The following is a 23,233-nucleotide window of genomic DNA, read 5'->3' as shown; positions in this document are numbered from 1 at the left end:
GGCCAACCACCCTCGAGCAACCTATTCTATTACTCTATCAGTATACCACACATATGTTCGTATTTTTATTACCCTTATCTCCTGAATGTTCTGCACTGAAACCTCTATCTTAAGTCCTGCAAATAGAGGAACGGACTGGACTATTCCCTGCCGGTTCCTCTATTGATATTATCTTTTCAGTTGACTCTTCTTACCGGACACGTTCAATTCGGGCCTGCTTGCCCATGAAATCCTCTTCCCGGTAATACGCATCTTTGACCAATAAATTCGGACCAAGGCAACGGACGGCCGGACAATGACAGCTGATGGATTGTGCCAACGGCCGTTCCAGCCAGCGATCGAGCATGACCGGGAGCGCATCCTGCTGGATATTCCCCATCGGCGGCGTATCGCCGAAGTCTGTGACGATGACATCCCCTGTGAAAATATTAACATTCAAACGGGAGCGGCCGTCCGGATCATTGCGTAGCGAAACGTTTTTGCTGTCATAGAGACGCGCTAACAGTTCAAGGTCTTCCCTCTTGTCACTGCAAGCGTAAAAAGGTAATGTCCCAAACAGCATCCAGATCGATTCATCCCGAATATCCAACAAATGATGGATCGCCGTGCGCGTTTCTTCCAATGACAAAACTTCCAAATTAGAAGCGAACGCGACTGGATACATTGGGTGAATTTCATGCCTTGCGCATTTCATTTCCTCCACCACTTGCTTATGGATTTTCTCCAAATACGGCGCTGTCCGTTTATTCAACATCGTCTCCGCAGACACGAGCACACCCGCTTCTGCAAGCGCGCGGCTGTTGTCAATCATGCGCTGGAACTGCTCTGCGCGCTTGTCTACAGGCGGCTTGCGCTCCATATTGGCGAATCCGCCCTCGACAAAATCATTGACGGTGCCCCAGTTATGGGAAATATGCAGAACGTCCAAATATGGGGCGATTGCCATATAGCGATCGAGCGGCATCGTCAAATTGGAATTCAGTTGCGTCTTCACGCCCCGCTTATGGGCATATTCCAGTAAAGGCAGCACATAATTCTGCACTGATTTCTTGGAGAACATCGGCTCCCCACCCGTAATGCTCATCGTTCGCAAATGCGGCACTTCCTCCAGACGGGAGATCAGCAAATCCAGCGGCAAAGCATCCGGATCTTGATGGGCCAGCATATCGCCGACCGCGCAATGCTCACATCGCATATTGCATAGATATGTAGTCGTAAATTCGATACTCGATAAGGTCAATTTCCCGTGATGTTCTATATCCAAATAGGCTTCCCAAGGATCCATTATCGGTGTCATTTTCAACATTTCAGCTCACTCATTTCATTCATGATTCATCCACTCATTATACACCTGTTGTCAAACGAGGAACAGGCACCCGAACAAACGCAAAAGTTTAGATATTCACGTTTGTTTGAATAAACCGCACTGTTTGAGTGCCAGGCACCCCACTTCTGCTTGAGTTCCTATATAATAGAGGTAAAAGGATGGAGGGATGTTTTATGACAAATGAAACACGTAAGACGGAAGTGCTCGTGGAACATGAGGAAAAAATGGCGCTTTCTCAAGCTGCTGACTTTCTTGCCACCATCGCCCAGAAATTAAAAGAAGAAGGCTCTTTTACGATGACTTACGATGGACAGCCTTTTGCCATCACCCCTTCTTCAAATGTCGAACTGGAAGTGAAACTCGAGAAACGGAACGACAAAATGAAGCTCGAATTGGAACTGGAGTGGATCGAGGGTGACCGTGGCTCCACATTGACAATCGAGTAATCTAATCAAAAACCCACCACGACGCTATTCAAAGCGAAATGGTGGGTTTTGTTTATCAGATTTTAGCTTCTGGAATCTGTTTTTTCACAAGCTGATGCTGTTCGATAAATTTTTGTAAAATGTCGTTCAAGTCCGGGCTGCCAACTTCCTCTAAATCATAATGTACACGTGTGCAAGGCTTGTTGATCGAAATGACACGGGATAGATCCATCGGTGTTCCGATGATCACGGCATCACAGTCCGCTTGGTTGATAGTCGCCTCCAAGTCTTTCAATTGTTGTTCGCCATACCCCATTGCAGGCAGTACATTTCCAATATGTTGGTATTTCTCGAATGTCTCCTGCAAAGAACCGACAGCAAATGGACGAGGATCCACAAGTTCCTTCGCACCCAACCGCTCGGCTGCGACAGTGCCTGCTCCCATTTTCATCTCGCCGTGCGTCAACGTCGGACCATCTTCCACGATCAAGACGCGCTTTCCTTCAATTTGTTCCGGTTGGTCAACCGTAATTTTAGATTCGGCTTTAATAATAATGCTGTCCGGATTCGCTTTCTTAATATTATTTTCAACGATTTGAACAGCTTCGGCCGCGGCGCTGTCCACTTTGTTAATGATTGCTACGTCAGTCGTACGCAAGCACACCTCGCCTGGATAATACTTCAACTCATGGCCAGGGCGATGTGGGTCCAAGACAGTGATCGCTAAATCAGGCTCGTAGAATGAAAAGTCATTATTTCCTCCATCCCATAAAATCACGTCACAACCATCCGGGTCATTTTCAGCGGCTTTTAAAATATCTGCATAATCAACACCGGCGTAGACAATATTTCCGCGAGCTACATGTGGCTCGTATTCTTCCATTTCTTCAATAGTACAATTATGGTCTTTCAAATCCTCCACTGTCGCAAACCTTTGAACTCGCTGCGCCACTAAGTCTCCGTAAGGCATCGGATGGCGAATGGCAACAACTTTTAAATCATGCTCCAGCAAGGTTTCAATAATTTTTCGGGACGTTTGGCTTTTTCCTGTTCCGGTCCGCACAGCGCAAACTGAAATGACAGGTTTATTGCTTTTGATCATCGTGCTGTTTGGTCCTAGCAATGTGAAATTGGCACCTGCTGCATTGACGATCGCACCGATCCCCATCACGTCTTCATAACTGACATCACTGTAAGCAAAGACGCATTCATCCACTTCCAGCTCTTTGATCAGCTCAGGTAGCTGTTCTTGTGAATAAATCGGAATACCTTCCGGATACAGTTCGCCCGCTAATTCACTTGGATATTTCCGTCCGTCAATATCCGGTATTTGAGTTGCCGTAAAAGCAACGACTTGAAAAGCTTCATTATCTCGATAATACGTATTAAAGTTGTGGAAATCTCTGCCGGCTGCGCCGATAATAATGACATTTTTTCTATTCATAGAATCTTCTCTCCTAATCCATTCAATAACTCTCATTATTATAAATCATTTTGTATAATAATACAAAGAAAAGTTTTTTGAGAGTGAAGATTAGTGCTAAACTAAGGAAATTATTACATAAGAATGTAACGCATTTGTCAAAAAACCATTCTGCTATAAGCTCATCTTCAACAAAAAAGAAATCAACCGAGACTTGCGGCGGTTGATTTCTTTTTTGTAACGGGGGAATGATGGCAATCATGTTTTACATAGATGTATTCATAACTGCTTGAAGTAGGCAAACACATTCTCTGTCACGAAGTGGCACCCCGGCAATAGCGGGGTCTTTCTAAGCTGTACTTGCAGCTGATTGAACTGTTTGATCAGTTCTTCCCTTTCCTGCTCATCAACAAGGATTTGGACGCCGTACCGATTCAACTCTTTATATTCAGAGTCATGGATAATCGTTCCATATAGGGTCATTTCTTTATCAGCTATGGTCATTTTAAACTTTAGGAGCATATCCGATTTCACAGGAAGTGTAATCGTTGATAGAAAACGTAAGCCACCTGGCCCCAAATTTTCTAATAAGACTTTCGTATTTCCTAACTGAACCTTTTTCCCATTCATTTCCGAAATCGTCATTAGCGCTTCCATCGGATAGTGGAAATCGATTCTGAAGTAACCCCTTCGTTCCATTTCAGGAGTTGGGTCAACCTCCGTCTGTGCTGTCCTTTTTAACAGTTTCTCCATAATGTCTTCGGAAACGGGTTTGCTAAATAAATATCCCTGCATCCTCTCGCATTCTAGTTCCAATAAAAATTCTTGCTGTTCTTTTGTTTCGACACCTTCCGCTACCACTTGGATGGAAAGTCGATGTGCCAGTTGAATGATGGACGATACAATTTCGACACTATCTATGTCGGAAGGAATGCCCCTTACTAGGGAACCGTCTATTTTCAAGATATCCGGTTTGATATCTTTTAAGTTTTTAAATGAAGCAAATCCTGCTCCAAAATCATCCAGTGAAATTGTAATTCCCAACGCACGTAAATCGTCTATTTTCGTCAACACTTTCTCTTTTTGTTCCAACATCGCAGTTTCGGTGATTTCAAGAGTTAGCCATTTTGCATCTAATTCATTTTCTTTCAAAGTGCTTGCAATCATGTCAATCAAATCCGTTTGTAAAAATTGGAGTATCGATAGATTGACAGATCCTTTAACGATATATCCGTCGTCATGCCAGGACCGTAACTTTCTACAAACTGTTTTTAATACCCATTCGCCGATTTTAATGATTTGCCCCGACTCTTCGGCAAGTGGTATAAATTCATTCGGTGACACAATTCCCCAAACTGGATGATTCCAACGGATGAGTGCCTCCACCGCATCAATTTCATTCGTCTCCGCATGCAGTATCGGTTGATAATAGACAAGGAATTGATCATTGTGTAACGCATACTGAAGCTCATTGCGCAATGAAAATAATTTATAAGTCGCGACGTTCGCGGTTGGTGAAAAGATTTGATAACAATTATGTCCTGCTTTTTCTGCAAGATACAAGGCAAGGCCTGCGTTCTTCATGAGCGAACCTGTGTCGTCTCCCGATTCGGGATAAATGCTAATGCCGATACTTGCAGTGAGAAATAGCTGATAGTCTTTCACCTCAAACGATTGGTCAAACACGTGCAATATCGTTTTTGCGATTCTTTGAATAGAATCGTCTCCTTGTAGACTGGTCGTTAAAATGGCGAACTCATCCCCGCCGATTCTTGCCATCATTTCGATATCATCATGAAGGGTACTAGTCACTTTTCTCGTAACTTCCCTTAATAATAGATCGCCAATATCATGTCCGAAAGAGTCATTTATAAACTTGAACCCGTCCAAATTGAAAATGAGAACAGCAAACTTTCGCGTATCCACATTGGCCAACCGAATTTCAAGATCCAATCTTTCTTCAAAAGCGCGTCGATTAGGTAATCCAGTTAAATAATCATGATGCGCCATATATTGAATTTCCAGTTCTTGTTTTTTTATTTCAGTTATGTCGTGGAAGTTACAAACAACCCCATTGACATTTGGATTATTCAGCAAATTCGTGCAAACCACCCTAAAATGTAGCCATTCCCCATTTTTATGACGCAAGCGAAGCTCCACAGGAAACGGGGTATTCGGTCGATTGAGAATTTCATCAAAGTTCCTCTTCATGATCGGCAAGTCTTCAGGATGCATTAAGTCAAAACTGTTCTGCCCCGTGATTTCCTCCACGTTGTAACCTAGCGTGGCCTCAATAGACGGACTTTCAAAGATGAAGGTTCCTTTCGCATCCAAAATCCCTATAATTTCGTGGGCATGGTGTATTAAGGTTTTCAGTCTCCCCTTTAATTCCTGAATTCCCTGCTTTAATTGTTGTTCGGTGGATATATTATGGGTTAATCCGTAAAAACCGATCACTTCATGATTTGCGAGTTGAATGGGGGTGAGCGTCATATCGATTGGGATGATATCTCCTGTTTCACTCGTTACCCGATAGTGCACATATTGCGTTTCCCCCTTCAAGACGTTAGCAAAATAACTTTCTACTTTCTTCAAGTCTTCCTTGTATATAAAGCTTTGATATTTTTTTCCGATAATTTTCTCCGGATCCATACCGACTAATTGAGTCGTTCCTCCACGGACATTAACAATAACCCCTTTTATGTCGATGACAAATAGCAGGATGTCGGGAGAATTCTCGAAGATTTCCGGATAAGAATTCTTTTCCTGCTCCAAGTAAGCCTTTAATTTCCTCTTTTTATTGAGATTAGTAAGCAACTTGCCACGCACCCCCCTATAATTTGAATGTAAATGAATGGCAATTCCTAATAATCAGTTTAATATTATTATACCACAGTTTTCATTTTGGGTGCCATTTTGGGTGCCAGGCACCAAAACAATCGTGAAAGTACAAGCAATCACTTTTGTTTAAATAAATAGGAATTTTTCACTGCCCTGACCATATCTTCAATTTCATGCTACACTTAGAGAAACACTGAAATAGGAGGCCCGTCTTGTGTCCAAAAAACTGTACCGGTATTTATTCATGCTCGTCATCGGCTGTGCGCTGCTTGTCGTCGCGCTCACTGTCCATTTGCCAGATACACTAAAATGGGTCTGTGTGGGGCTAGCTTTGATCCTCAACATTACAAGCGCAATCGCCGCCATGCGAGCCGGATTGCAGCAGATGAAGCCAAATTCGTGAGCATTACCAAAGCATGAGATTATTTTTAAATGAATCGCACGATAACGCGTAAAATAAAGTAGGCGCATGATTAAATTCATGCGCCTTATCCCTGTTCCACCTGTGTAGGTCAACCGTGCCTGGCACCTTTTTTTCAGTACCTGACGTCCTGTTAGGTAAGAACATCTTAGAGACGGGGGAATTCCAATGGAAAAGAAAATCGTGATTGCAGGAGGGACTGGTTTTATCGGCCAGTATATTGAAAAGAAGTTCACTGATTCGGGGTATAAAGTCTACCTTATTTCGAGACAACCCCACCATCTTGCTTGGACAGACAGAGAAGGCATTGGCCAAGCACTGGAAGACGCAGAGATGCTCATCAATCTGGCAGGAAAATCGGTGAACTGTCGATACAATGCAAAAAACAGGAGAGAAATCATGGACTCGCGGACTGAAACGACGGAAATACTCGGACAGGCATTGGCCAGTTGCGAAAATCCGCCGCCGCTTTGGATCAATTCCAGCACGGCCACGATCTATCGGCATGCCGAAGACAGACCAATGACGGAATATGATGGCGAAATCGGAACAGGCTTTTCCGTTGAAGTCGCAAAAGCCTGGGAACAATCGTTGTTCTCGTTTGAGCTACCGAAAACGAGAATGGTTGCCTTACGACTAGCCATCGTTCTCGGAGAAGGCGGGGTAATGGTACCATACCGGAATTTAGTGCGGTTCGGACTCGGTGGCGTGCAAGGATCAGGTGACCAATTGTTTAGCTGGATCCATATCGAAGACGTGTTCCGGATCATTTTATTCCTCCAGGCCAATGAACGGCTGGATGGGGTCTTCAATTGTTCCGCTCCTAACCCGATCACGAATCGGGAATTCATGGCACAGCTACGGAAATCGATGAACCGGAAACTCGGCCTTCCCTCTCCCGAATGGATGCTGGAAATGGGTGCTTTTTTCATGCGTACCGAAACGGAATTGATACTCAAAAGCCGTTGGGTACTCCCTGACCGTCTATTGAAAGAGGGATTCCAGTTTTCCTACGACACCATTGATAAAGTGCTCGGACAAATGATGAAATAACTGTCACCGAAGCCCCGTTCGGATATGTTGTCCGAACAGGGCTATTCATGCCAGCTACAAAATAAGTGACGGCTCGAAGTCCGTCACTTTTATCACGTAGCTTCCCTAAATGTAATCTCCACCTCAGTCGGCCGCCTGATTCCGTTCCCGACATAAATCGTCCGATTCAAATATTGATATGTTTCACTTGCTGTTTCAAATACAGGGGTCGTTTTAAAATAATAAGCGTCGTCAGGCACCGGTTCTCCGAGTTTCAATTTTTCCATAATATCGGGTGGACCATGGCGATACCCTTTATTGACCACGTAAATCAGTTCCCCATCATCCATCCGAATTACATAATGGGCCACAACCTCCGTGACACCATCGTTCCGGATCAACTGATAATCCGCGCCACCTGGCAAGACCTCCCCGCGTACATCCAAGTCCTCGACTGTGCCGCCAGTAATGGGAATCACCCTGCGGATTCCAGCCCCCGTGTGCCCGATTTCAATCGGCGTGCCTACCGTTATCTTCACTTGAAAGGAATGTGCCTTGTCCATCCATTTCCCTCCTTAGGAACCCCGCTCATTTTGCAGCGGGACGAGATTCCGTTCTCCTAAAGTCTCCGTGTCCGTATCCGCCTCCACTTCTTCGTCCTGTTGGTAGGCAGCGTGCTTTTCCTGGACGAACAACATGGCGATACCGCCGACCAACGCTGCGAGACCGATTGCGCCAAAGTTAAACTGCGGTTGCAAATTCATCATAAGCAGCAATCCAACGAAGGTCGGGGCGGCAATGCCTCCGATTCGCCCAAAAGCCATCGTGCTGCCGATGGCTGTTGCTCGCATCTGGGCTGGGTAATATTGCGAGACAAAAGCATTGGAAATGTTTTGCACACCGACCGAAGCGGCGCCAATGATGGCAATCAACCCGAACATCAACAAAGTAGTTTTCGTGAAACCAATCATTCCCAACGCAAGTGCTCCGGCGAAAAATAGAGGAATGAGCACTTTTTTAAAGCCGATCTTATCGACTAAACGTCCAAACACAATCGTTCCCACTATGGCCCCGATCTGCATTACCGCTGTAAAAGTCAAGCTGGAGTTCAAATCAAACCCCGATTCCATCAACAGTCTAGGAAGCCATGTATTCATGGAATATATGAGCATGAACGCACTGAAGCAAGACACCCAAAACATGACCGTGCTTAGGGCACGCTTGTCCTCAAACAGCTTGACAACAGGCAGTCCCCCGGAACGTGGCGCCGGGCGGGTCAATTCGAAGTCGAACGAATTGGCCAAAGCAGGCTCCACCCGAGTCAAAACTTCCCTCGCTTCCTCTTCCTTTCCTTTTTCCAGCAAGAAACCGACCGATTCCGGAATATGTTTTACAATGATCGGCAGGAACAGTAACGGGAGGCCTCCGATCCAGAAAATAGGCTCCCACCCCCCCGTCGCAAGCAAGGAACGGCTCGTTAGCGCGGCGATCAATGCGCCGACTGAGTAACCCGTAAACACAAGAGATACCATCGCAGACCGAACGCGTCTCGGTGCATATTCCGTCATCGTTGCAATGACATTCGGCATTACGCCGCCAAGACCTAGTCCGGCGAGAATGCGAAGAACCGTAAACATTACCGGCCCACTTGCGAATCCTGCTAACAAGGTAAATAAACTGAATAAAACAGTAGAGATCACGATGACTTTTTTTCTGCCGATTTTATCCGCCAAGATTCCAAAAAACACGGCTCCGATAGCCGTTCCCATGACGGTATAACTGCCGATTGCGCCTGCCATTACATCCGAAATGCCCCACTCCGCTATAAGGGACGGAACCACCGCGCCATAAATGACCACATCATAGCCATCAAACACAATAATCAAAAACAACAAAAATGCCAGCATCACATGAAACGAATGAACCTTCGCCTTGTCGATGATAGAAACCGGGTTCACAGAGTTCATTGGAATTCCTCCTTCATTGAAAAAGATAACGCTTACATTCCTGCGTTGATCTATCCATTGTAAAGGCAGCCGTCCCATTTTGTTATCCGTGAAATGTAGAAAAATACTGTCGCATTTTGGTCTATTTTGACGAAAAAGACCAAGTTTCCGTCATCCCTTCCGGAAACTTGGCCAAATGAGTGACAGTCACCCCGGCATCTTATCTTTCAATCGTTTCTTCATATGCTTTCCGGTTCGACTTCAGTTTTTCCACTGTGATGTCCAACTTGCGGATCGAGTCTGCCGTCAGTTCGATCCTTCCTTTTTTCTCAAAACGTTTCCAAGCTTTGACGTCCTTCCGATACAATTGTTCCGTCAGTCCATAGATATCCGAATTCAGTTTCAACGCTTCCTCGAAAGTCGTTCTGATTTCCTTCTCGACTTCTTTTCTCACCCATTCCTTAATTTGCCGGGGCGTCACATCCCCGACGATGTTACTGATGTTTCCACCCAAACTGACATCGATGTCAAAGCGGGCTTGGCCGTTTTCGATATGCGGCTCGATCTTCACTTTCACTTGGTCGATGACGACATTCATATGATTTCCGTCATCCGTCTCAATCGTTACTTCTCCCCTTTTCGTCTCGTTTGACATCCACTGGATCCCCCGTGCATTTTCCCCTTTGATATAGCCCTTGAACCCATCCGGGGTAACCACCCCCACTCCAGTCAGAACAGGTGCTTTGATCGTCTCCTTGATGGATGTCCAGTTCTCTTCGATGGTGATGAGGGGAATATGCGCTTCATGACCCGGCTCATTCATTCCGATAATCAGCTTACGGAAATCGAGCGGCATGACAAACGACTCCTGTTCGTATGAGTTTTCCGGATCTCCGAGCTTGGACAGGATGATGGCCTTATTAACGACCGGACGCACCAACAGCAAATCCACGATGGAATCCTGCGTGGTATAAACCCAGATTTGATAACGGGTTTCTCTAAAGCGGATGAACAGATCGATGACCGGGCTCATTTTGACCTGTTTCATCGCCTCTTCCGATACGACCAAGTAGGATAAATGACCCCAATACACCTTCTGGTCGACGGAATGGTACAGTTTGAAGATAGCTTCATCGAGCGTCATACCCGAAGCGCGGCCCACTTCCGCCTGCGCTCCATCGGGCGGCGGTTGCTCAGATTTCGCGATATTGGCAAAATTGATGATCTGTGCATATAACTCGTACTGGCCGTCTTTATAATCAATCCCAATTCCGTTGATGTACAACATCCGTTCCGCTTCGTTCATATCCCAGCAACTCGTTAGGGCCGGCAACAGCAACAACAGAAGCAGCATGATGCGTCTATTCATTCGACGACTTCCCCTCTTTGCTGCGAGTCTTGTCAATAGGATCCAACATTTCCGGACGCCTCTTATAGAAAGAAGACGGTGCACGGAAGAATGTTTTGATGAACGTCCTCCAGTTCAGATCCGCAGAGACATTCATATACGGGACCCCAAAAACTCGGATGTTCGCCAAGTAGACGAGTGTGAAGTAAACGGACATGAGAAGGCCGAACAGCCCGAAAAACGAAGTCAGCAGGATGAAACAGACGCGGAGCACACTGACCGACGTCACGACTGCCTGATTAACCAATGTGAATGTAGCGATGGTCGAAATGGCAATGATGACGACCATCGCGGGACTCGTGATTCCAGCCCGGATGGCGGCATCGCCGATGATCAATCCCCCGACGACCCCGATTGTCCCACCGAGGGCCGATGGAAGGCGCAGTCCCGCTTCACGGAACAGTTCGAACATGAGCAGCATGAGCAGCATTTCTACTGAGGACGGGAGCGGCAGTCCCGTATTCGCTTGGACAACCGTTGCTAACAGTTGGAGTGGCAATTGATTCTGATGGTAGGTCGTCAAGGCGAGCCAAAACGCCGGCAGCACCAATCCGATTGACATGCCAAAAATTCGGATCAACCGGACGACCGAGCTGAAGATAACCGGGTATTCATTATCTTCACTTGTTTTGACGAGCAAGAATAGATTGACCGGAAGGATGACGCCATACGCCACACCATCGACGAAAATGAGGAAGCGCCCCCTTGCCAAGGACTGCACCGCATTATCCGGCCGCCCCGTATAGTCCGTCCTCGGGAAGAGCTTGGCACTGATATTCACATTTTCCATCAGCAAATCCGCGCTGTATATAATATCGGTATCCGTGCTTTCTAGTTTCCTTCGGATGCCATTCAAAATCTCCTTGCTTGCAATATCGTCAAAATACAAGAGAGCCACCGTCGTTCGGGACCGCTTGCCTAGCACAAACTTCTCCACGCACAATGAATTGGTCGGCAGCCGTTTACGGATGAGCGCGATATTGACAGCAATGTCTTCGATAAAATTATCCCGTGGCCCTTTGATCGGCACTTCCACCCGGGTCTCTTCCGGATTCCGGTTCGGCTTTTTCGCGATATTGCCCGTATAGAGGAGGCCTTCCTCAACGAAATACAACAGCACATGCCCCGTATAGACGCGAGGGATGATCGATCCCGCATCTGTTTCTTTTTTGAGGTCCGGGATATGTAGTTGCGTCTCGACAGCCTCTTGGACCATTCCCTCTCCGAGCTTTTCGATAACGAGCTGCACCCGTGGGACAATGACTTCATTCAGGAGCTGTGTGTCGATCATGGCATCACACGTGATGAATACGACTTGATGCCCATTGAACGTATATTCTTGGAACTGGACATCTGCGGACTTTTGAAACAACTGCCTTAATGATGCGAGGTCCATTCTTCTGTCAGCCGATTGCATTGCATTTCACCATTTTCCATGTGGTTTATCCCTGCCTGCTGGGTGATTTCGATTTTGCAAGAGCCACAATCCATAAGAAGAAAGCAAGTGAAAAAAGGAAAACGAAAGTTGCGATGAGTAAATAATCGCCTTTTATTTTTAGAAATAGATGGTCACTGAAAAGAAATAAAGAGGCACTCATGAAAAAGAAGGCTGGCCCGATGATAGTCCAGATCCGTTTCCGGTCTCCCGTCAGTTTCAGTAAATCAATGACGATGTATAAAATGAGCCCGACCCGGACGAATGCCCCTGTCAGCCATTGGTAGATGGATAGGAAGTCGAGGTGCTCGACGAACCGGCCGATTGACACAAGGCCCCATTCCTCATAAGCAGGGTATCGCTGTTTCATCGCTTCATCCGGCCCAAACTCGGTGATGGCGCCGACCAAAGGGCCCAAGGTCAAGCCGAGCAGGATAAAAAGCATGATAGCGAAATGATAAAAACGGAATCGGTCCCTCACTTGATGTTGGATGAACAAGAGTAACAAAAGCTCGGCGAATCCGGATAGTGGATACACCATGGACAAGACGACCGGAAACAGACCATGTTCCAGGATAGGTAGCAGTAATACATACTCTTTCACTTGGATATTCGTAAGCGCCACAAAGAAACCAAGAATGATCACCCAGAATAGGACGATGGCGTTCACCATCACGATCGTCTGCAAATTGGTCGTCGCCAGCCAGATACAAAGGATGGTATACACCAACAACATAAGCGGTATCGGGGAATTCGGCAAAAAGGTGGAATTGATCCACTGCAGCGTCTCCGCCATCGTGAACACGGCCATGATGAGGAAATAGACGGCAACAGCGTAGCGGATAATCGTGGATGGCCGCTTTCCTATCTTCTGTTGCAGCCAATCCGCTAGCGGCGCCCGTTCCGAGCGTTTATGAATGAAGACCAACAGGAAGAGCCATGGCACGATAGCCGCCGTTGCAAGAAGGACGGATATCCACCCATCACGTCCCGCTCCTTTCAACAGCGACGGAATGATCGTCACATGGTTTTTCAATCCGATGACGGTCATCGATAATAAAATGACGTGAAGGGCACTGATCGTTCCGACTCGATTCATATAAAAATCCCTACTCTATTCGATATGACTCAATCTTGCCATAATCCTCCTCATTTATAAGCAATCCTAGCACCATCACTTGTACTGCTCCCGCCAGCTTTTCCGTTCCTTTTCGTTCAATTCGGCTTCCAGCTGCTCATCCCATTGTTCCGTCAACGTATTCCACACGCGCGCATAGAGAATGTCATCCGAAACATGGCGAAGTCGGAATTCTATGCAGGACACCCGCCTGACTTGGATATCTGAAGCCGAGAGAATGTCAGAAACGACAATTTGGGTGTTTTCATACACCGATTCGACCTCTAATTTCCGGAGAGCTTCAATCATCTCGCTGTCTTCCAATTGTGAGACATTCCAGTCACCAGCCCCTTCGGAATAGCGATAGTCTTCGGTCGCTTGTTCCCAAGGCTCCTTCCACTCTCCCACCAAAAATGACTGATGGGATGGACTGTACAGGACATTCCGAGTGTCCTGCTCCGGCTCATTTTCAAACACTCCGGTTTCCAGCTGTTTCACTCCGGCTGCCGTCAAGGCAAAAAACGGGCCATTTTTTACAAGGATGCCCGTCCTCTGCATCTTGGCAATTAAATCATTGATGAACAACGGTTCTACAAGTAGGAGTTCGCTCAGTTCCTCCGTGTCCGAAACCGATCCTTTTTGAAGGGCGATTAACATCATCTTCATTAAAATATCCATTTTCGACTTCTTGATCGTTTCATATTCAATGTCGATGGATCGGACAGGCAGATTCCACGTCAGCGACTCCAAGATTTTCACGTGGACATCTTTTTGTAATTCCTTTGTGAGCCGGCGTTTTAATTCCTCCACCATTTTCGCCTCCCCCTACACGATGGTGTTTCCCTCATGATCACGTAAGCCTTGATTTTTGATCATTTCAGCCAAAAGCCGCCCGTACATTTCCCGCGTGTTCAAGTCTTTCGTCCGAATGGTGAACATTTCCGAACTTCCGACAACGATGAGCAATTCCCGCGCACGCGACAAGGCAACATTCAATCGTCTATAATCTTTCGCAAAACCGATACTGCCGCCCTTTTCTTGATGATTACGGACAAAACTTAATAGGATGACGTCCATTTCCATCCCTTGAAACTTGTCCACCGATCCGGTCCGACAATGCAAATGCTCCGGCATCAATTCTTGATGAATCAATCGATCGATCCGTTTGACCTGCTCTCCATAGAAACTGATAACTCCAATGCTTTTTCGATCATCCGGACCCATTCTGCCTGCCCGCTTCGCCTTCTCTGTTGCATCATCCAAGTCTTCCAACAAGGTACGTATCATCGTCAATTCAGCTTGATTGTAGAGGCTAGTGCCCCCTTTCACCTTCTCTTCAAAGAACTTCGGCTCATTCGGCATGTCGAACCACAGCAGATGATCCTTCCTTTTTACAAAGCGGGATTCCAGCAAGTGATCCCGCACCGAATCGGAATTGTCCAATCCGCAGAGCAACCGAGAATCTCCTTCTTTATAAAAGTGAGCGATTGTCTCCATAATACTTTCGTGCATGCGATATTGGATGCCCAGCATCGTCTTGTTCTGCTTCGGCAATGTTCTGAAAAGCCGTTCGAATAACGATTCTTTCAGTAGCGCTTCCAGTTCCCGTTTTTCATCACGGTCGTCGATTTCCTCCAGGAATTCCTCCATCGTTTCCTGACCGACAAGCGGCGGCAGCTGGTGATGATCCCCTACTAAAATGATCTTCTTCCCTTTCAACATCGGAAGGAGTAATTCGGGAGGGGTCGCTTTGGAAACTTCATCGATGATGACGACATCGAAATCGGGGTATTCTTCCATGAAATCCCGTCTGGCAGATGCTACGCAAGTCGTTCCGATTACATTCGCATGCCGTACATATAATTTCCTGATTTCATCCAGATCATAGTCCGTTGCATCGGTTAACAGGGTCACCCATTCTTGCTGAAGAGCCTTTGTCATAGGCAATCGGCTTTGTTCCCGCTTCATCTCACCCATTTGTTTGGACAGCTTTTCATTTTCAGTGAGCAATCGGTGGTGCTCAGCTTCGGGCTGTTGGGCGAGTAGGTCCTCCAACTCTTGCAGCCTTGTTTGAAGGCTATCCATTTTGTTTTGGCAAGTTTCCACTTCCTCGGTTATTGCAAAACGCGAAACCTCATTACTTTCGGTTTGGTTTGCTAACGCCAACTGATCCTTCTTTTTCCCTTCCAGTTCCGAAGCTTTTTGATTCCATAACTCTTTTGACTCTTCATATGAAGCGATCGTTTTTTCAATGACCTTCAATCGCTCAACCAGTTCCGTCAGATCAACGGTTTCATCAAGTGTGCCGACAGTTGCAAGTTGGTTCGAAATTAATTGCCGGAAGTCTTGCAGTCGGTTTTCCTCTTTTTCGACCTCCGCCTGCAAAATAATCATTTCCTGATCCATTTTTGCAATGGTGTGATTCACTTGATCGATCAGGCCTTCTTTGATGGCAAGGAAAACGGTTTTCGTCTGTTCAACGGTCGTAAGTTGCGATTCCGTGAACTTTTTGCGGTCTTTCAATAAGTTGAAAGCCGTAGCTATATGTTCAAGGATTTCATATTTTTGAGGTGCATACGTCCGTAAGGCAAGGGTTTGCTTGATAGCTGGCTTCACGAGATAACGACCGATGCTGTCGATCAGTGCGTTGATGTCTTGCGGGGAAGTATGTCGGCGGCTTGCCGGTATCGGATAATGAAGGGCTTGTTTCCAAAAACCTTGGCTTTCCAATATACGTTGGATCGTTTCCATTGCCTTGGAAAGGCGGTCGTTTAACTGAATCCATTCTGTATAGGCAATGGCGTTGGGTTCCGATTGTATCGTTTCAATTAACCGACTTAGTTCCATCATGCTTTGTTTGATTGCATTGGTCGGTATGATTCCGACCTCCGAAATACCATGTTGTAAAACGTCCAGCTTGGTCATGCCAGGCAGCGCTTTGGACAATCCTTGTAATAGAGTGATTCTGCTTTGTTCCATCTCTATCTTCTTATAGTTCATCTCAAGTGAAGTGTTAAGCGTATCCATCTGCTGTAACAATTCGCGATACCTGATTTCATTTTGCAAATCGGTAATTTGCCGTGTCAATTCCTCCATCTGCTTTTCCATTTCTGGACTGCTGCTGTTGGAATGAAGGAACTGTTCGGTTTGTTTTATGTCTTCCGCGATTTGTTCAGCGGATCGGTTCAACTCTTCTTGGACTTTTACTAAGTTGTCCAGTTCATTCTGTAGATGCTTCTTCTTGCCTGCCAGGATGTCCAACTCTTTGGAACAGGATTGCTGCTCGATTTGAGCTTCTTTTTTCAATCGAATCTGTTCCATCAGCCGTTCCAATTCTTGTCGGTTTTGTTCATATTGCTGCTCGCATTGTCTGATGTCCTGCTCTAGCTGAGCTTCCCGTCTAGCATGCGCTTGAAGATGTTCCTGGATAGCCAGTAAGGTTTGGTCTCTCCAATGGGAAGCTACATTTTCTTCAATGAACCGCTTCCCTTCCTCCTCAATGCTCTCCGTCCTACCGTAACGCAAAATCCGGATATCCTGATGGGATAACAATCTGCCAAGGGCGTTGTCTACAGCCAGATTCGCTTGGGAGGCGACAAGTGTGCGAAGTCCCGCCTTTACATTTTGGTGGCAGATCTCAGAGATGACCGTCGTTTTCCCGGTACCCGGGGGCCCTTGGATGACATATATATCATTCGCCGTCATCGCCCCGGTTACCGCTTCTCTTTGGAATTCGTTTAATCTATTATGAAAATCAAGATCGAGCTGCTGTTTCGAAATACGGACAACCGGCCGCTCTTCAAAGAGGATTTTCTCCAAATTGGAATTGGCGGCAAGCCCGTCTTGAAGATCCTTGAAACCTTTTCGAAGTCTTCTGACTTGGCTCAGCTCCGCAAAATTGCTGAAGACGACTTCATTATAGGAGGTAGGAGGCCATTCCTGCCGTCTCGCCATCTCCTGATGTCTGCGATTCAACTCGATTTCCACAAGGTTTTGTGATGTATTGACTTGGACCACATTTCCGATATCCTGTTGCTGCCCTTTGAATTTCGCACTGAATCCCGTGATCGTTTTCCATTCCTTGGCCTTCAAGCCATTACAAATGAGGCGCAGCCTAGTGAAATCCTTATTCAAATTTGACATTGCGAAAGACGCGGTCACATCTTCCACGTCCGCATTCCGTTCCTGAATTCGTAAATATCCTTCCCAACTGGCAATTCGTTTCTGAACATATTCAGAACGTTCATCCGCAATGGGTAATTCCCGAAGACTGGTGTACAATTCAATCGGCAAGGGAGCATGGACGTTGCGTCCTAGTTGAAACTGGAGACGGACAGGGAGACGGCGATTTGTGCGGACCGGCTCCTTTCTACCGCGCACATGAAAACCCGTCGCTAAAAACCCATCGTTTTGATAAACACATTCCATCACCGCCACCCTAGCGTTCAATTGGGTTGCCAATGCCTCATTTGTTTCATTATCAAAGAAAATCGAAAACGACAGATTGCCATGTTTATTGACCGGACGCTTTTCAATATGTACATCAAAAGCACGCTGCATAGCAAAAAAAGCATGCTCATCTTGTATGAATTTAGAAAACCCTTTACGTGCGTTATCCGTCATTTTCAGAGCACACTGGATTTCCTGTTTGATCAAGACCTGTTGGTTCACTGTCATGCCTACTTTCCCAAAAACGTCCCTCTATCATATCATGGAGTCCGGGAGGATATAAATGACTTGGGTCATGATTTGGATATGTTATGATAATTCCATAATGAAAGGATGGATGTTATGACGATTCTACATTTCCAAGACGTTTGGGATCGAACGTTATCGAACAGTCAAAAAGAAGAGATGGCTCAACTTCTTCATGCACTTCCCGCAAGTGGTAATGAATTTGATCTATCGCCCATCCGCATCAAATATAAGAAAAATGGCGGCTTGGTCGCCACCGTATTTTTACGGAATAACTCCCATCAGGACATCTTGTTGCAATCGTTACAAGTCCAATTGTTAGATCGTTCAAAAGACGTGGTTGCGGATCATCTTTTTGACGTACAGCTCAACATCCCCGCTTCGTCAGCGCTCCCTTGGTCGTTTGTCTTTCCGGCGGATTGTGTGATGCGACATAAGGTTCCTTCTGAAGAAATGACGGTCATTTATAAAATCAAGTAACAAACAACCGCCTCAGATACAAACGTATACATCCTCCGCTTACGAGCATAGTAGGCAAGAGGAGGTGACCCGTGATGAACAAAAACAACAAAAAGACTATGAACGAAAGAACCCATAATAGTTTTGACGTCTACAAAGACAATCGGAACAGCAACAGCAATACGAATGACAAAGGGGAAAATCGCAACGTCGAACTCGCTGAGGACTTTGACAACAGGAACAGAGATTCACGTGCGAACAATGAGCAGTGCAGACCTCTTGATTTCAATGAATGAAAAAAGGAACCCATGCACATGTGTGTGGGTTCCTTATTTATAAAAATGAATCGTCTCAAGAAACAGGGCCTTCAACAATTCGGTGGAAGTGACCGATTGAACCATCGCCCGCATGTAAGCGTTCCGCTCGATCGTTTCATACTGCCACTCCACTCCTTTCGAGCGGGCATAGGCGTGGATGAAAATCCGGATGGTCCGCCCGTTCCCTTCACGGAAAGGATGGAGCATATTCAACTCGGACTTGAAAAAGGCCAGCCGTTCCGCAGCTTCTTCCAACGAAGCCCAATCCGGCTCCTCAGAGAGCTTGCCAAATAATTCGGTGGCATATTGTTCAAGAAACTGAACTTGGCAAAAACGGGTACTCCCCTTCATTAGTTGTACAGTCCGGAATTCACCGGCAAACGGATAAATGTCCTGGAATAAATGCTTGTGCAAGTTCTTAAAACCGTCTTTCGTGAAGGAAAACGAATAGCCTTCCTTCTCCAATTCAGCTGCACGAAGCGAGAAGACCAATGCTTCCGCCTCTTCCAATTCTTCATAGGTTTGGAGGCCTAGCAGATTATGCTGTAGTGGGTACGGATCATTATCTCCATGATTATAACTTTTCACGCTTCAAAGTTTCCTTAATCACGTTTGATGTGATGGGAACTCCTGAATTGACGAGGTCGACCACTTTTTTTTGCAGAGACGAATGGAGAGACATATTTTCCAAATGCAGATTATGAAGCACTCTTTTGAACTCTTTGGATTCCAAAGTTAATTCCTTCATGATCCGGCTCCTTCCAAGTACTTCCCTTTCCTCTATTATACAATACCCGCACAGCCTTTACCATCGTGGTGACAGGCACATCTTATTCGGCCATCAGCTTCTCGATTCGTTCTTTGTCAAGTGAAAAAGGGGTTGCATAAAAAATCAAAAAGCCACCTATCATATATGTGAAAATACTAAGCCCCAAGTTAGGATGTGCCGGCGTGAAGCGCAGCGTAGTCATTATGACAAGTCCAACGATAACAATGATGGCGAGCACTTTCGGCCACTTGACGAATTGCTTTGTTTTGCGGGGATTCACAAATACTGAGGTAATCCGCTCTTTCCATAAATGACTCAATAGGAATAAAAATATTGTAGCGATCAGGAATGGCCAAAAAGCTACCGAACCATATGTCGCCCTAACAAAAGGCATCATTGCAAAAATAGAAAGTCCGGTAAGTATCCAATACAACTGGAGGGAGTTGTACCGCCTCGGTTCGTGCTTACTATAACGCCTCCACAATAGGAGGAGTCGGAATATAATGAAAGCCTCCACTATCAGATTGATGGGCAGCCAAAAGAGGAAACGTCCTTCTGGGACAGAGCTGGCAACTAACAGTAACAAAAGGTGCAGAAAAAATGTAAAAACAATAAGATTATCCGCTGCCACCGGCTTGTTGATGTTTAGTTTTGAAGTCATCGGATCTCCTTTCCTTTGCAGTAGTTTCACGGTGCCAGGCACTAAAACAATCGTGTTAGTTTGAATAAACATGAATGTTTTAAAATTCATGTTTGTTTCGGACACAGGCACCGATTACAAACGTAAGATTATTTGCCTTAAATGTTCTCGAATATCCACTGTGTTTTTCAAATTTTTTCATATGATTTCTAGCTTCTCCTTCAAAGTTGGAATTACCACTACTAGTTATTGTTATCAAAATGAAAATGACTCGAAGTCTTAACCTCCAGTCTTTTTTCATTCTCCTATTCTATCGAAGGGTCCATATTAACGGATATAAGAAATACTTTCTTCCAAGGCATCTTTAATCCATCTTGGATGCATGTGTAAGAGATTTTCTGGTAAATGATTTAGATCAAAGTAATTCACATCTAATGTTTCTTCATTTTCCTTATTTAGAGTTCCTTCCACAACTTCACATTCGAAACAAGTTGTAATAAAGTGACTCACTTTCCCGTTTGGATATGAAAAAACTTGGGAAACAGGATCAGAATATACTCCGATAAGCCGATTTACTTTGACGCTTAAACCCGTTTCTTCCCTAATTTCTCTGATGATTGCTTCTTCTACAGTTTCTCCCGGTTCAACATGGCCCGAAGGAATCCCCCATAAACCGTTATCTGCACGTTTCATCAGAAGCACTCGCTGTTTTCTATCAAAAATAATACCTGCTACTCCTGCTTTAATATTCTCGGGCCAAGTAAAGGAAGGAGAAATCCATTTTTTAATGTTTATATTACTGTCAAATAAACTCTTTAAATTTGGTATGGTAGCATCTGGATTACGAAAATCTTTTTCTGATGGAAATTTTTTTATCTTTTGGTCTGATACTAAAATGGCTGGAATCCCCGCCTGATGTGCACCTAAAACATCAGTATATGGATTATCACCAATCATTACTGCTCTGGAGGATGGGCTAAAATCTTCAAGAGCTTTTTTAAACATATATGGGTATGGTTTTCCCACAATGATAGGTCTCTTCTCTGTTGAAATCCGAATCGCTTCTACCATCGCTCCAGTGGCAGGTAAAGGACCTTCTGGAGTTGGAAACGTTCTATCAGCATTTGTCGCAATAAATTTTGATCCTTTATGAATTAATTTTGCTGCTTGCTGGATGTCATGAAAAGACACATCATTGTCCCACCCGACAACAACGGCTTCAACATCGTTTTGATTGTCAGTATTAATACCTACCTGTTGACATTCCCATTTTAAATTTTCATCACCTAAAACAAGTGCAGTTCTGATCTTTTCACTTTTTAAATATTGGGCAGTCGCCCAACCTGATGTAATTACTTCTTCGCTACTTGCATCTATACCAAGACTATTTAACCGTCTTGCTGTTTTTTCACGTGTTGTACATGGATCATTTGTTAAAAACCGAATCATTTTCTTATCTTGCCGAAGACGTTTGAGCGATTCTACCGCTTCTGGAAGTGGTTCAGGTCCTATATAAATCACTCCATCTAAATCAAACAAAAATACATCAAATTCATCAACTAGCATAATATTCTCTCCTTATGAATAGCTAATTTAGCGACACTACCAAGACCCTGGTCAACTGCCGATTTATCCACTTTATCCTGCATCAACTTCCCCATTCCGTAAGCCCCCTTTTCGTATAGTCCCTATTGCGTTATGTACCGCGCTCTACTGATTACCGTCATGGCATCTAAAAAGAAAAAAATCCGCAGGCTTCCAGGGTATTTCACCGGAGAGCTACGGAAATTGATTGATGAGACCTTTTTCAAGGATACCTTTTAAGGATGAAGTGGCGAATATCCTCTTAGTTAACTGGTTGTTCTTGGACTTTCGCCAAATGACGTTCCATCTGGCCTAAGTGGCCAACCGCATGCTTAATGAGTAAATGATCAATCAGGAAGGATAGCGGTTTGCCATCAAAATTCGGGTTGTAGCTCGGGGCTGTTTTTTCCAAGTCTTCCTCCTGCACTTTTGCAAATACCCGTTCTACTTGTGGCATCAGCGACTGAAGACGTTCCGTTGCTTGTTCTTTCGTAACAGCAGCCACTGAATTTTCTTCAATCGCCGCCAAGCGCCGGACGTGTTCATGATTGCGGCCCCATTTGGCTCCTGGCACGATGAGCAACGCTTCCAAATCTGCTGCCCAGAATTCCACCGCTTCAATGACATGGCAGGCAATTTGCATGACGGACCATTCTTCTGCAGATGGCTTCTTGTACAATAGCGATGTGTCCGTTGCTTCAATCAATTCTACCATCCCTTGGATTGCTGCATTCATCGTTGCCGAACCTTCTCGTAGTTTTTCAATTGTCATCTTAACCAATCCCCCTTATGTAAATTCTCCATCCATTATACTAGAGTCGTAAAAGTTAATCGACAATTCAATACTTTGTAATAGTTTTGACTCCTGCTAAGTCAGCGAATAAAAGCCGCTTCCTTTTTTGAGAGAGCATCCTCTAACCATTGAGGGTGCATGGTTAACAGATCTTCCGGCAAGTTGTCTTGACTAAAGAATTTAATTTCAAGCGATTCATCTGAATTACATGTAAGTTCCCCACCTGTAATTTCAGCCAGAAAACAAGTCGTTATAAAATGCACTGTTTTGCCACTTGGATAATTGAAAACTTGTGAATCGGGATCGGAATAAACACCAATCAGCTTTTCAATTCTAATATCTAAATTTGTCTCTTCTTTTACTTCTCTTATAACTGCTTCAGACACTGTTTCCCCAATTTCCACATGTCCTGAAGGGATTCCCCACAAGCCCACATCAGCTCTTTTTTGCAGTAGAACTTGATTCTCTTGGTTCAAAATAATTACAGCAACTCCCGCTTTTAAAGCGTCAATCTTTTTCAAATCAAAACTCCTTTCTACACGAAAATAACCCTTTGCATGAACAAAGGTTATTTATAACATATAAACTGTTCAATCTATTT

21 protein-coding genes are annotated in these 23,233 nt (G+C 45.1%); 5 read left to right on the top strand and 16 right to left on the bottom strand.

Annotated elements, in window-relative coordinates; translation table 11 throughout:
- Positions 1–190: 190 nt before the first annotated feature.
- Positions 191–1,306: a radical SAM/CxCxxxxC motif protein YfkAB gene (gene yfkAB / locus AB1K83_RS11655; RefSeq protein WP_413058365.1), complete on the bottom strand. Its 1,116-nt coding sequence runs from the start codon at positions 1,304–1,306 to the stop codon at positions 191–193.
- A 194-nt stretch (positions 1,307–1,500) separates the two neighbouring features.
- On the opposite strand from yfkAB, the gene AB1K83_RS11650 reads away from it, so the two are divergent.
- Positions 1,501–1,773: an amphi-Trp domain-containing protein gene (locus AB1K83_RS11650; RefSeq protein ID WP_413058364.1), complete on the top strand. Its 273-nt coding sequence runs from the start codon at positions 1,501–1,503 to the stop codon at positions 1,771–1,773.
- A 55-nt stretch (positions 1,774–1,828) separates the two neighbouring features.
- On the opposite strand, the gene AB1K83_RS11645 is transcribed toward AB1K83_RS11650, so the two are convergent.
- Positions 1,829–3,196, bottom strand: coding sequence for a cyclic 2,3-diphosphoglycerate synthase (locus AB1K83_RS11645; protein WP_413058363.1), 1,368 nt, complete (start codon positions 3,194–3,196; stop codon positions 1,829–1,831).
- Between the two features lie 258 nt (positions 3,197–3,454).
- Positions 3,455–5,992: an EAL domain-containing protein gene (locus AB1K83_RS11640; RefSeq protein ID WP_413058362.1), complete on the bottom strand. Its 2,538-nt coding sequence runs from the start codon at positions 5,990–5,992 to the stop codon at positions 3,455–3,457.
- Positions 5,993–6,230: 238 nt separating this feature from the next.
- Between AB1K83_RS11640 and AB1K83_RS11635 the strand changes: the two genes are divergently transcribed.
- Together AB1K83_RS11635 and AB1K83_RS11630 are read left to right on the top strand one after the other, a co-directional pair.
- The gene (locus AB1K83_RS11635) at positions 6,231–6,419 is read left to right on the top strand and encodes a hypothetical protein (protein WP_413058361.1); all 189 of its coding nucleotides are present in this window, start codon (positions 6,231–6,233) and stop codon (positions 6,417–6,419) included.
- A gap of 186 nt (positions 6,420–6,605) precedes the next feature.
- Positions 6,606–7,490 (top strand): TIGR01777 family oxidoreductase, encoded by an 885-nt coding sequence (locus AB1K83_RS11630; protein WP_413058360.1) that lies wholly within the window; start codon positions 6,606–6,608, stop codon positions 7,488–7,490.
- Positions 7,491–7,582: 92 nt separating this feature from the next.
- Here the strand turns inward: AB1K83_RS11630 and AB1K83_RS11625 are convergent, their stop codons facing one another.
- From AB1K83_RS11625 to AB1K83_RS11595, 7 genes are all read right to left on the bottom strand, one after another.
- Positions 7,583–8,032, bottom strand: a complete 450-nt coding sequence (locus tag AB1K83_RS11625; protein WP_413058359.1) for a DUF3237 domain-containing protein — start codon at positions 8,030–8,032, stop codon at positions 7,583–7,585.
- Positions 8,033–8,044: 12 nt separating this feature from the next.
- Positions 8,045–9,436, bottom strand: a complete 1,392-nt coding sequence (locus AB1K83_RS11620) for an MFS transporter (protein WP_413058358.1) — start codon at positions 9,434–9,436, stop codon at positions 8,045–8,047.
- A 199-nt stretch (positions 9,437–9,635) separates the two neighbouring features.
- Positions 9,636–10,784, bottom strand: a complete 1,149-nt coding sequence (locus tag AB1K83_RS11615; RefSeq protein ID WP_413058357.1) for a Ger(x)C family spore germination protein — start codon at positions 10,782–10,784, stop codon at positions 9,636–9,638.
- Entirely contained in the window at positions 10,777–12,240 is a 1,464-nt protein-coding gene (locus AB1K83_RS11610; protein ID WP_413058356.1) for a spore germination protein, read from the bottom strand. The genes AB1K83_RS11615 and AB1K83_RS11610 overlap by 8 nt, the downstream gene beginning before the upstream one ends.
- 25 nt (positions 12,241–12,265) lie before the next feature.
- A complete protein-coding gene (locus AB1K83_RS11605) occupies positions 12,266–13,357 on the bottom strand; it encodes a GerAB/ArcD/ProY family transporter (protein ID WP_413058355.1) in 1,092 nt (363 codons plus the stop codon).
- Between the two features lie 75 nt (positions 13,358–13,432).
- Entirely contained in the window at positions 13,433–14,188 is a 756-nt protein-coding gene (locus AB1K83_RS11600) for a hypothetical protein (RefSeq protein ID WP_413058354.1), read from the bottom strand.
- 12 nt (positions 14,189–14,200) lie between these two features.
- Entirely contained in the window at positions 14,201–18,052 is a 3,852-nt protein-coding gene (locus tag AB1K83_RS11595) for a DEAD/DEAH box helicase (RefSeq protein ID WP_413058353.1), read from the bottom strand.
- 114 nt (positions 18,053–18,166) lie between these two features.
- Between AB1K83_RS11595 and AB1K83_RS11590 the strand changes: the two genes are divergently transcribed.
- Positions 18,167–18,550, top strand: coding sequence for an SLAP domain-containing protein (locus AB1K83_RS11590; protein WP_413058352.1), 384 nt, complete (start codon positions 18,167–18,169; stop codon positions 18,548–18,550).
- Positions 18,551–18,624: 74 nt separating this feature from the next.
- Positions 18,625–18,825: a hypothetical protein gene (locus AB1K83_RS11585; RefSeq protein ID WP_413058351.1), complete on the top strand. Its 201-nt coding sequence runs from the start codon at positions 18,625–18,627 to the stop codon at positions 18,823–18,825.
- Positions 18,826–18,858: 33 nt separating this feature from the next.
- Here AB1K83_RS11585 and AB1K83_RS11580 read toward each other — a convergent pair whose 3' ends face one another.
- The 6 genes from AB1K83_RS11580 to AB1K83_RS11555 all read right to left on the bottom strand — a co-directional run bounded on the left by AB1K83_RS11580 (position 18,859) and on the right by AB1K83_RS11555 (position 23,153).
- Positions 18,859–19,434, bottom strand: coding sequence for a Fic/DOC family protein (locus AB1K83_RS11580; RefSeq protein WP_413058350.1), 576 nt, complete (start codon positions 19,432–19,434; stop codon positions 18,859–18,861).
- Positions 19,421–19,594, bottom strand: a complete 174-nt coding sequence (locus AB1K83_RS11575; RefSeq protein ID WP_413058349.1) for a Zn-dependent hydrolase — start codon at positions 19,592–19,594, stop codon at positions 19,421–19,423. Before AB1K83_RS11575 ends, AB1K83_RS11580 begins: the two co-directional genes overlap by 14 nt.
- A gap of 82 nt (positions 19,595–19,676) precedes the next feature.
- The gene (locus AB1K83_RS11570; RefSeq protein ID WP_413058348.1) at positions 19,677–20,276 is read right to left on the bottom strand and encodes a hypothetical protein; all 600 of its coding nucleotides are present in this window, start codon (positions 20,274–20,276) and stop codon (positions 19,677–19,679) included.
- A 306-nt stretch (positions 20,277–20,582) separates the two neighbouring features.
- Positions 20,583–21,821 (bottom strand): HAD-IIA family hydrolase, encoded by a 1,239-nt coding sequence (locus AB1K83_RS11565; RefSeq protein WP_413058347.1) that lies wholly within the window; start codon positions 21,819–21,821, stop codon positions 20,583–20,585.
- 280 nt (positions 21,822–22,101) lie between these two features.
- Positions 22,102–22,611, bottom strand: a complete 510-nt coding sequence (locus AB1K83_RS11560) for a DinB family protein (protein ID WP_413058346.1) — start codon at positions 22,609–22,611, stop codon at positions 22,102–22,104.
- 101 nt (positions 22,612–22,712) lie between these two features.
- Entirely contained in the window at positions 22,713–23,153 is a 441-nt protein-coding gene (locus AB1K83_RS11555) for an NUDIX domain-containing protein (RefSeq protein WP_413058345.1), read from the bottom strand.
- Positions 23,154–23,233: the final 80 nt, after the last annotated feature.

It is taken from the genome of Sporosarcina sp. 179-K 3D1 HS, from assembly GCF_047228905.1.
GTDB lineage: Bacteria > Bacillota > Bacilli > Bacillales_A > Planococcaceae > Sporosarcina.
Note: the sequence above shows the minus strand (reverse complement) of the source record. Positions and strands in the feature narration are given on the sequence as shown.

Excerpts from the sequence above, each read along its gene's own strand:
- AB1K83_RS11610 (WP_413058356.1), bottom strand. The coding sequence starts at position 12,240 with ATGCAATCGGCTGACAGAAGAATGGACCTCGCATCATTAAGGCAGTTG.
- yfkAB (WP_413058365.1), bottom strand. The coding sequence starts at position 1,306 with ATGTTGAAAATGACACCGATAATGGATCCTTGGGAAGCCTATTTGGAT.
- AB1K83_RS11600 (WP_413058354.1), bottom strand. The coding sequence starts at position 14,188 with ATGGTGGAGGAATTAAAACGCCGGCTCACAAAGGAATTACAAAAAGAT.
- AB1K83_RS11615 (WP_413058357.1), bottom strand. The coding sequence starts at position 10,784 with ATGAATAGACGCATCATGCTGCTTCTGTTGTTGCTGTTGCCGGCCCTA.
- AB1K83_RS11595 (WP_413058353.1), bottom strand. The coding sequence starts at position 18,052 with ATGACAGTGAACCAACAGGTCTTGATCAAACAGGAAATCCAGTGTGCT.
- AB1K83_RS11560 (WP_413058346.1), bottom strand. The coding sequence starts at position 22,611 with ATGACAATTGAAAAACTACGAGAAGGTTCGGCAACGATGAATGCAGCA.
- AB1K83_RS11620 (WP_413058358.1), bottom strand. The coding sequence starts at position 9,436 with ATGAACTCTGTGAACCCGGTTTCTATCATCGACAAGGCGAAGGTTCAT.
- AB1K83_RS11565 (WP_413058347.1), bottom strand. The coding sequence starts at position 21,821 with ATGCTAGTTGATGAATTTGATGTATTTTTGTTTGATTTAGATGGAGTG.
- AB1K83_RS11645 (WP_413058363.1), bottom strand. The coding sequence starts at position 3,196 with ATGAATAGAAAAAATGTCATTATTATCGGCGCAGCCGGCAGAGATTTC.
- AB1K83_RS11605 (WP_413058355.1), bottom strand. The coding sequence starts at position 13,357 with ATGAATCGAGTCGGAACGATCAGTGCCCTTCACGTCATTTTATTATCG.
- AB1K83_RS11575 (WP_413058349.1), bottom strand. The coding sequence starts at position 19,594 with ATGAAGGAATTAACTTTGGAATCCAAAGAGTTCAAAAGAGTGCTTCAT.
- AB1K83_RS11650 (WP_413058364.1), top strand. The coding sequence starts at position 1,501 with ATGACAAATGAAACACGTAAGACGGAAGTGCTCGTGGAACATGAGGAA.
- AB1K83_RS11570 (WP_413058348.1), bottom strand. The coding sequence starts at position 20,276 with ATGACTTCAAAACTAAACATCAACAAGCCGGTGGCAGCGGATAATCTT.
- AB1K83_RS11590 (WP_413058352.1), top strand. The coding sequence starts at position 18,167 with ATGACGATTCTACATTTCCAAGACGTTTGGGATCGAACGTTATCGAAC.
- AB1K83_RS11630 (WP_413058360.1), top strand. The coding sequence starts at position 6,606 with ATGGAAAAGAAAATCGTGATTGCAGGAGGGACTGGTTTTATCGGCCAG.
- AB1K83_RS11625 (WP_413058359.1), bottom strand. The coding sequence starts at position 8,032 with ATGGACAAGGCACATTCCTTTCAAGTGAAGATAACGGTAGGCACGCCG.
- AB1K83_RS11585 (WP_413058351.1), top strand. The coding sequence starts at position 18,625 with ATGAACAAAAACAACAAAAAGACTATGAACGAAAGAACCCATAATAGT.